The sequence below is a fragment of the Neorhizobium alkalisoli genome, assembly GCF_007829835.1.
Classification (GTDB): domain Bacteria; phylum Pseudomonadota; class Alphaproteobacteria; order Rhizobiales; family Rhizobiaceae; genus Neorhizobium.
On sequence record NZ_VIWP01000014.1, the window covers coordinates 128336 to 136482 of the forward strand.

Consider the following 8147-nt stretch of genomic DNA (forward strand, 5'->3'; position numbering starts at 1 on the left):
ACATAATCCCATGCCGCAGACACCTTCCGTCTATGAGATCCACGACGACCGCTTCCGCCATCTGATCGTGCCGAGTTCCGAGCTGGAAGAGCTTTATTCCGGCTGCCGCTGGGCAGAGGGACCGGTCTGGTTTGCCGATCTCAACTGCCTTGTCTGGAGCGATATTCCGAACGAGCGCATGTTGCGCTGGGCGGACGATACGGTTTCGGTCTTCCGTTCGCCCTCCAACTTTACCAATGGCAATACCCGCGATCGCCAGGGCCGGCTGGTTTCCTGCGAACATGGCAGCCGTCGTGTCACACGCACGGAAATCGATGGTTCGATCACCGTTCTCGCCAGCAGCTTTGAGGGAAAACGCCTGAACTCGCCCAATGACGTGGTTGTCCGCTCCGACGGCAGCGTCTGGTTTACCGACCCGACCTACGGCATCATGTCCGATTACGAAGGGTACCGCGCCGAGCCTGAGCAAGCGACACGCAACGTCTATCGGCTCGACCCCGCGACCGGTCAGCTTGACGCCGTTGTCACCGATTTCGGCCAGCCGAACGGCCTCGCCTTCTCGCCCGACGAAAGCATTCTTTATGTTGCCGATTCATCGTCGAGCCACGATGTAAACGCACCCCGCCATATCCGCGCCTTCGATATCATCGATGGACGCAGCCTCGGCAATGGCCGCGTGTTCTGCAATATCGACAATGGCCTGCCGGACGGGTTTCGTATCGATGTGCATGGCAATATCTGGACGAGTGCGGGAGACGGCGTGCATTGTTTCGGCCCGGAGGGAAAGCTGCTTGGAAAAATCCTCGTTCCCCAGACGGTCGCCAACCTGACCTTCGGCGGGCCACGCAAAAACCGCCTGTTTATAACCGCAAGCCGATCTCTATATGCGGTCTACACCGCGACGAACGGCAATTCACTTGCCTAGTTCCTTCGGCTCCAGTCAGAAATCCAGCTTTCGCTACGACGGATAGCAGTTAACCGGCCATGCCAAGCTTCCGACAGTCTCAAGCTGAGACCATCCGTGGCCGCATGCATCCTGACTTCGTCGCGGCAAGCTTCCGGGGCACAAGCTCGTGGCAGCCATATCCAATGTCTTCGGATTTTGAATGTTTCGCCGACGTTTATCAAAGGCTGAGACCCGATGACAATGCGCAAGAGGCCTTGAAACAGGCCCTTGCACTGCGCCCGGACTCGACCGCCAGCAACATCTCCCTGCCCTCACGGAATTCAAGCCCTGTCTATCGGGACCTGCGCCGCCGGATCAATCGCGTCCTGATCGAGATGGGCCTGCCACCGGGTAAAGAGTGACAATGTTTCCTGTCGAAAGGTTGGCATCAAGCGCCAACGGAACACGGTCAGGTCTCGCCCGATTAGCCGATAACTCCTCCATGCTGGCCAAGGACTAAACTTGGCACGTTTCCCCACGAACCTGTCCATCTTTTAATTCAGCGCGAATTGACACTGCTCGTGCAAGACAATTATTGGTACCCATAAGTTCCAATAATTATTCAAAGCCAATGCACCTCAAAAAAGCCCTGCCTATCCTTATTCTGGCAGCCGGTATCATCGCTGGCGGCGTCTCGTTCGCGATCTCGTCGTCCGGCTCCGATGCGAAGGTCATCACGACACCTGTTTCCCGATCGGATATCGAATCTTCAGTCTTGGCAACGGGTTCGCTCAAGCCCTCCAGGCTGGTCGCGGTAGGATCGCAGGCCTCGGGCCGCATCGTTTCGCTGAAGGTTGCTGTCGGCGACACGGTCAAGACCCGGGATCTCATCGCCGAGATCGATTCCACGACGCAGGACAATGCCTTGAAAACCGCGCAGGCATCGCTCGCCAATGTCGAGGCGCAGCGCGCCGAACGTGTCGCCGAGATGGAGAATGCAACGCTGACCCTGGAGCGCCAGCAGGCCATCTATATGAAACAGGCAGGATCGAAGGCGGATCTGCAATCGGCCGAAGCGGAGGTGAAGGTGGTTGCCGCGCAGATCCAGTCGCTCGACGCGCAGATCACCGCAGCGAAGGTGGCTGTCGAAACCGCGCAAGCAGACGTGGGTTATACGCGCATCAGCGCTCCGATGGACGGCACGGTGCTTGCGATCGTCAACCAGGAAGGCCGCACCGTCAACGCCACCCAGTCGGCGCCGACCATCGTCGTTCTCGGCGATCTCAGCAAGATGACCGTCCGCGCCGAAATTTCCGAGGCCGACATCACCAAGGTGAGCGCCGGACAGAAGGTCCGCTTCAACGTTATCGGCGACAGGACGAAGACCTATGATGCAACCCTGACGGCGATCGAACCGGCACCGGAATCGATCATCGACGACAGCAGCGTCGCAACATCGAGCTCAGGGTCTTCGAGCTCCTCGTCATCGACCTCCTCCTCTGCAATCTACTATATCGGGGTCTTCGACGTGGAAAACGGCGACGGTCATTTCCGCACCTACATGTCGGCCGAGGTCAGCATCATCCTCGGTTCGGCGAAGAACGTGCTGACCATACCCTCCTCCGCATTGCCGGAAACGGCAGCGACCGGCGCTTCCCGGGTTCGGGTGGAAAAGGATGGCGTGGTCGAGACGCGCAAGGTCGAGATCGGCCTCAACAACAAGATCACCGCCGAAGTGATATCCGGCCTTTCCGAAGGCGAACGTGTGGTCATCGGCGAGGCCTCCGCCACGACCGCATCGACCAGTTCCAGCAAGCGCGGCCCGGGCGGCCCGCCGCCGATGTTCTGAGCCGGGAGCTCGAGCCATGCACGAACCTCTGATTTCACTGAAGGGGCTGAGGCGGGACTATGCCTCTGGCGACGGCACGATCACGGTCCTGAAGGACATCGACCTGACGATCGAGACGGGAGAGATGGTCGCCATCATCGGCGCATCCGGCTCCGGCAAATCGACGCTGATGAACATTCTGGGCCTGCTCGATCGTCCGACCTCGGGAACCTACAGGATTTCCGGGCAGGAGACCGCGGCTCTCGACAATGACGCGCTCTCGGCGCTCCGGCGCGAGCATTTCGGCTTCATTTTCCAGCGATACCACCTTCTCGAAGAGATCTCGGCGCTGGCGAATGTCGAGATACCGGCGGTTTATGCCGGCCTCGATCGCGGCCAGCGCCGCCTGCGCGCCGCCTCGCTGCTCGGACGTCTCGGCATGGCTGAACGCATCGATCACAGGCCCGGCCATCTCTCCGGCGGCCAGCAACAGCGCGTGTCGATCGCCCGCGCGCTGATGAACGATGCCGATGTGATCCTTGCCGACGAGCCGACCGGCGCACTGGACAAGGCAAGCGGCGAAGAGGTGCTGCGCATCCTCGACGAACTGCATGCGGAAGGCCATACGATCATCATCGTGACTCACGATGCCAACGTGGCCGCGCGGGCCGGGCGGATCATCGAGATATCCGACGGCGAGATCGTCTCCGACACCCAGCGTGCCGATGCCGGTATCCGCGAGAAACAGGAAGCGCCTCAGGCACCTTCGGCGAAAAACCGGATGGGCGCCGGCATCGATCGCTTTCGCGAAGCCTTCCTGATGGCATGCAAGGCATTGCAGGCGCATCGCATGCGCAGCTTCCTGACGATGCTCGGCATCATCATCGGCATCGCATCGGTCATTTCCGTCGTGGCGCTCGGCACTGGCAGCCAGAGACAGGTGCTTGCCAATATCAGCAGTCTCGGCACGAATACGCTGGAAATCTTTCCGGGCGAGGGTTTTGGCGACATGCGATCCGGCCGGGTGAAAACGCTGGTCGTTTCGGACGCCGATGCCCTCGCAAAACTTCCCTATGTCGCGGCGGTGACGCCGACAGTCTCCACCAGTGCCACCGCGCGGTTCGGCGCCACGGAAGCAAACGCACTGGTGAACGGCGTCGGCAGTGGCTATTTCGACGTCAAGGGTTCGAAACTCCTGGCCGGCCGCTTCTTTGACACAGCCAGCATTGTGGCCATGGACCAGGATGCCGTCATCGACGAGAACACCGCAAAAACCCTGTTCGGTGGCGATGCCGATCAGGCGATAGGCCGTGTCATCTTCGTCGGCAGCGTGCCGTGCCGTATCATCGGCGTGATTTCCTCGCAGCAGGGCGGTTTCGGCTCCAGCGACAATCTTTCCATCTATCTGCCCTATACCAGTGTCCAGGCCCGTGTGACCGGCGACATGTCGCTGCGCAGCCTCACGCTGAAGATCAGCGACGACGCGCAGACGAGCGTCGCCGAACAGGCGGTAACCGCCTTTCTGACAGGTCGGCACGGCACCAAGGATTTCTTTGTTCTCAACACGGACGACATCCGGCAGACGATCACCAGCACGACCCAGACCATGACGCTGCTGGTCGGCGCGATTGCCGTGATATCCCTGATCGTTGGCGGGATCGGCGTGATGAACATCATGCTGGTCTCGGTATCGGAACGGATTGGCGAAATCGGTGTGCGAATGGCTGTGGGTGCCCGCAGGCAGGATATCCTGCAGCAATTCCTGATAGAGGCGGTCCTCGTCTGCCTGATCGGCGGCGTGCTGGGCGTGGCGCTGGCGCTTCTTTTCGGTGGGATATTCAGCCTGTTCGGCTCAAGTTTCGGGCTTGTCTTCACCGCCACGCCGATCGTGGCCGCAGTGGCCTCCGCCTGCCTTATCGGTATCGCATTCGGTTATCTGCCGGCCCGCAACGCCTCGCGTCTGGACCCGGTGGCGGCACTGGCTTGAAATATTAGTACGGACTCGTACCGATATTTTCGAGGCGTTAACTTTTGGCATTGTAGACTTTTCCCAACATCGCCAATCGGAAAGAAAAATCATGGTCTCGGCAGTCTCCAGTTCCGCATCCACCTTGCTCAGCTCTACATCGTCATCGTCTTCAAGCTCGTCCAGTGATCTGGCGTCTCTTGAGGCGCAGCTTGCGGAAAAGCAGGCAGCACTTGCCGAGACGGACGACGAAACCGAAAAGGCAACGATCGAACAGGCCATATCAACGCTGGAAGCCAAGATCGCCAAGGCAGAAGCTGCGGAAAAGGCATCTTCCGGCAGCAACGATACGGCTTCCGCCAAGAGCGAAGACGAGCCGGCAAAGTTTTCCGGCGAAAGCGACCGGATCGGTACGAAGAACTTCGACGCAAACAGCGAATTCGGCGACCGCAGCGCGATCGTCTGAGATCAATTACGGCCTCGCTCACCCTTCGGTTGCGCCATTGAGGCTGGCAAATTGCCAGCCTGATGTTATGAAGGGCGCATGAGTACTGACGCGACGGACACTTCGCGGCCCCCCGTCAAACGGCCGCGGGGTCGCCCCAAAACGGTATCCGACGAAGGACGCCGTTCTCAAATCATTGACGTCGCTCGCAGAACATTTGTCGAGCTGAGCTTTTCCGGCACGACCACGGATATCGTGGCGATGCGCTGCAAGATCTCCAAGCAGACGCTCTACCGACTGTTTCCTTCGAAATCGGACCTGTTCCTGGCGGTCGTGGCGGCGCACCGCCAGATGATGCTGGCACTTCCGCGGCCGGATGCCGAGGATGACGACCCTGCCTCGGTTCTGCAGACGATCTTCATGATCGACATCACCGAGGAACAGGATGCCGAACGTCAGGCTTTCGTGCATATCGTCATGCGCGAGGGAGGACAGTTTCCCGAGATTGCCGAAATCCTCCGGCGCGAAGGCATAGATCGATCACGGCAGATGCTCGCCGACTGGCTCAAGCAGCAGGACACCCGAGGCCGGCTCGTCATCGACAACCCGCTCAGCCATGCTCGCATCCTGATGGACATGATGTTCGGCGCCATGGGACGTCCCAAGCACGAATTTCCCGACCATGCCGAACGTCGGCGCCATCTTGAAAGATGCATCACGGTCTACCTGAACGGCACAAAAGCAGCTTGATATTATGGGTACCAATTGGTACCCATAATATCAAGGCTTCGGGCCTGAGCCGACGATGATGCACCCAACGTGAGCCCCCTTCTCTCGCCTGCCCGAAGCCTGCATTGTCAATATCCCATTCGGCTGATGGTCGCTTTTCCAAGTGACCAACTCCAGGAGCGCGCTTGGTTCGACACCATAAGCGAGGCTTGGTGGATGCCATAGGCAGACCTCTCTTAAAGCCTTTATTTCAGTCATGTGAGATGCTGAATTCCTTGCGAATCAGCTCGAAATAGCCCGGACGCTGCTGATCCATGGCATGGAGCATGGTTGGCAACTGCAGTTCGAGTGCAAAGTCTGATCCGTAAAACACCGGCTCGGCATCGATCTCTCAGCCACGTTCGCACCCGTAGCTATAGGTGCATCACCGGCTGAAATTACGCTTGGGGTATTCCGACTTTGAAATGAACTTCCTTGCCTTTCGACGAAAGCTGCTCGCCCATAGTGAACTGCAGCCCTAACCCCGCAGAATTTATAATAACTCCCCGCCGGCCGAAGCAGTGATTTGCAACATGGACAGCGTCGCACAACCCAAATATATAATGATATTCTTATAAATTAAATTTCTAAACTTGGAAGTTAGACATGGAGCGTTTTACATTCAAGGTACGGGATCGGTTCAGGCGCGTTTTAGCTGAAGATCAGATTGAAGAGGTCGATGCCCGAACCGCGTGCAAGGCAGCCGCGATGGCTTTGGCAATGTTTACCTTCAGCCAGGCCGTCATCCCGGACACATCTATCGAGGTCGATGACATCGAAGGCCGGACCATTGCACGGATCGCGATCAAGATAGAGCTTTAGCCGCTCGAAGCACCGGCGATACCGTCCGGCCTAATTGTGTCGTCGCTTTCGTTTCCGCGCTTCAGTTCCCTATTGGACCCGCTAGGGATGCACTATGGCCCTAGCAGACTTTCTGGAAATTGGTCCAAAGAGAGGTGGGGCAGACCGCAATTTGTCTTGCTCTTTAACGGAGCCGCACCACCGTCCCACGCCCCAAATTTGCTAAGCAATTGAAAATATGGTCGCTTGATACGACCGGATCATGAGCTGTGGTGTAAGGCGGGTTATCGGCATGCAGGCGTTGGCTTTTTCTCGTTTTACTCGCTATTTCATCGAGGTGAGTAAACACGGCTCCATTCGCAAGGCCGCCGAGGCCATTCATGTTTCGCCATCGGCGATCGACAGGCAGCTACTGACGGCAGAGGAGGTGCTGGGCGTTCCGTTGTTCGAGCGCCTGCCGAGCGGTTTGCGCCTGACCGCCGCTGGCGAGTTGCTGCTGGCATCCGTGCGCAGCTGGACCAAGGATTACGATCGGATGACCAGCCAGATCGATGATCTGGTCGGACTTCGCCGGGGTCATGTTCGCCTTGCCGTCGTCGATGCCCTGAGCAAAGGTTTTATCCCGCGGGCGATTACCGCCATGCGCCGCGACTATCCGGGCATCACCTTCGACATCAGCGTTCTCGACAATGTCAATATCGGCGAGGCGATCGACCGTGGCGAAGTCGATTTCGGGCTTGTTATCAATCCCCAATCCACCCGAGATCTGAGCATACGTTCCTTTATCGATATCGGCCTCGGCTTCATTGCTCCTAACGGCCATCCGCTCGACACCCTCGAGGAAACCCGTTTTTCGACCTGCCTCGATTATCCGATCGTCGCTCCGACTGAGCCGCTGGCGCTTTGCGAACAGGTGAAGGCGCTTTGCGCGGCAACGGGAATTACGCTGAAGCCGGTAACATCGTCGGACAATATCCAGATGATCAAGTCGCTAGTGGTCGAGGGATCAGGGGTCGGCGTGCTGACCTCGCTCGATGTTATGGAAGAAGTTCGGGCTGGCCTTTTGAGTTTCACGCGGATCAGCGATCCCGTCATTCGCCCGATGGTTCTGGCTGTCTGCGTCAACCGCGCCAGACAGCTTTCGCAGGCAGCGCAGCTTTCGCTCGATCACATAGAGCGACAATTGCGGCAGGCCGAAACAATCCAGAACGGACCGCCCCATCAATCGATTGCTGAAGGAGACGTGCCTTGACCGATCACGTTCTGCTCTTTTCTTACGGGACACTCCAGTATCCCGAGGTACAGAAGGCATCCTTCGGGCGACTGCTGGAAGGCACCGATGATGCGATTCTCGGCTTCCTGCATAGCGGCAATCTAGGTAAGATTCAGCGTCAATCAGGATGAGACTCGCGCCGGGGTGTGACGGAGTGAGGGCGTAGCCCGATCGTAGTCA

At 58.4% G+C, this 8147-nt stretch carries 8 protein-coding genes; all 8 read left to right on the forward strand.

The annotated features are described in order from the left end of the window. The first annotated feature begins 10 nt into the window (after positions 1-10). Complete coding sequence (locus FHW37_RS30085) at positions 11-925, forward strand: SMP-30/gluconolactonase/LRE family protein (protein ID WP_145643245.1); 915 nt, start codon at positions 11-13, stop codon at positions 923-925. A 592-nt stretch (positions 926-1517) separates the two neighbouring features. Next, complete coding sequence (locus tag FHW37_RS30090; RefSeq protein WP_145643246.1) at positions 1518-2735, forward strand: efflux RND transporter periplasmic adaptor subunit; 1218 nt, start codon at positions 1518-1520, stop codon at positions 2733-2735. Positions 2736-2751: 16 nt separating this feature from the next. Then, positions 2752-4701, forward strand: coding sequence for a MacB family efflux pump subunit (locus FHW37_RS30095; RefSeq protein ID WP_145643247.1), 1950 nt, complete (start codon positions 2752-2754; stop codon positions 4699-4701). A 91-nt stretch (positions 4702-4792) separates the two neighbouring features. Further along, positions 4793-5146 (forward strand): hypothetical protein, encoded by a 354-nt coding sequence (locus FHW37_RS30100; protein ID WP_145643248.1) that lies wholly within the window; start codon positions 4793-4795, stop codon positions 5144-5146. A gap of 78 nt (positions 5147-5224) precedes the next feature. Next, on the forward strand, positions 5225-5875 hold the full coding sequence (locus FHW37_RS30105; protein WP_145643249.1) for a TetR/AcrR family transcriptional regulator: 651 nt from the start codon (positions 5225-5227) through the stop codon (positions 5873-5875). 624 nt (positions 5876-6499) lie between these two features. Beyond that, positions 6500-6715: a hypothetical protein gene (locus FHW37_RS30110; RefSeq protein ID WP_145643250.1), complete on the forward strand. Its 216-nt coding sequence runs from the start codon at positions 6500-6502 to the stop codon at positions 6713-6715. 271 nt (positions 6716-6986) lie between these two features. Beyond that, entirely contained in the window at positions 6987-7946 is a 960-nt protein-coding gene (locus FHW37_RS30115) for a LysR family transcriptional regulator (protein ID WP_145643251.1), read from the forward strand. Then, positions 7943-8098, forward strand: coding sequence for a hypothetical protein (locus FHW37_RS30120; RefSeq protein WP_210249346.1), 156 nt, complete (start codon positions 7943-7945; stop codon positions 8096-8098). Before FHW37_RS30115 ends, FHW37_RS30120 begins: the two co-directional genes overlap by 4 nt. The last annotated feature ends 49 nt before the right edge of the window (positions 8099-8147 follow it).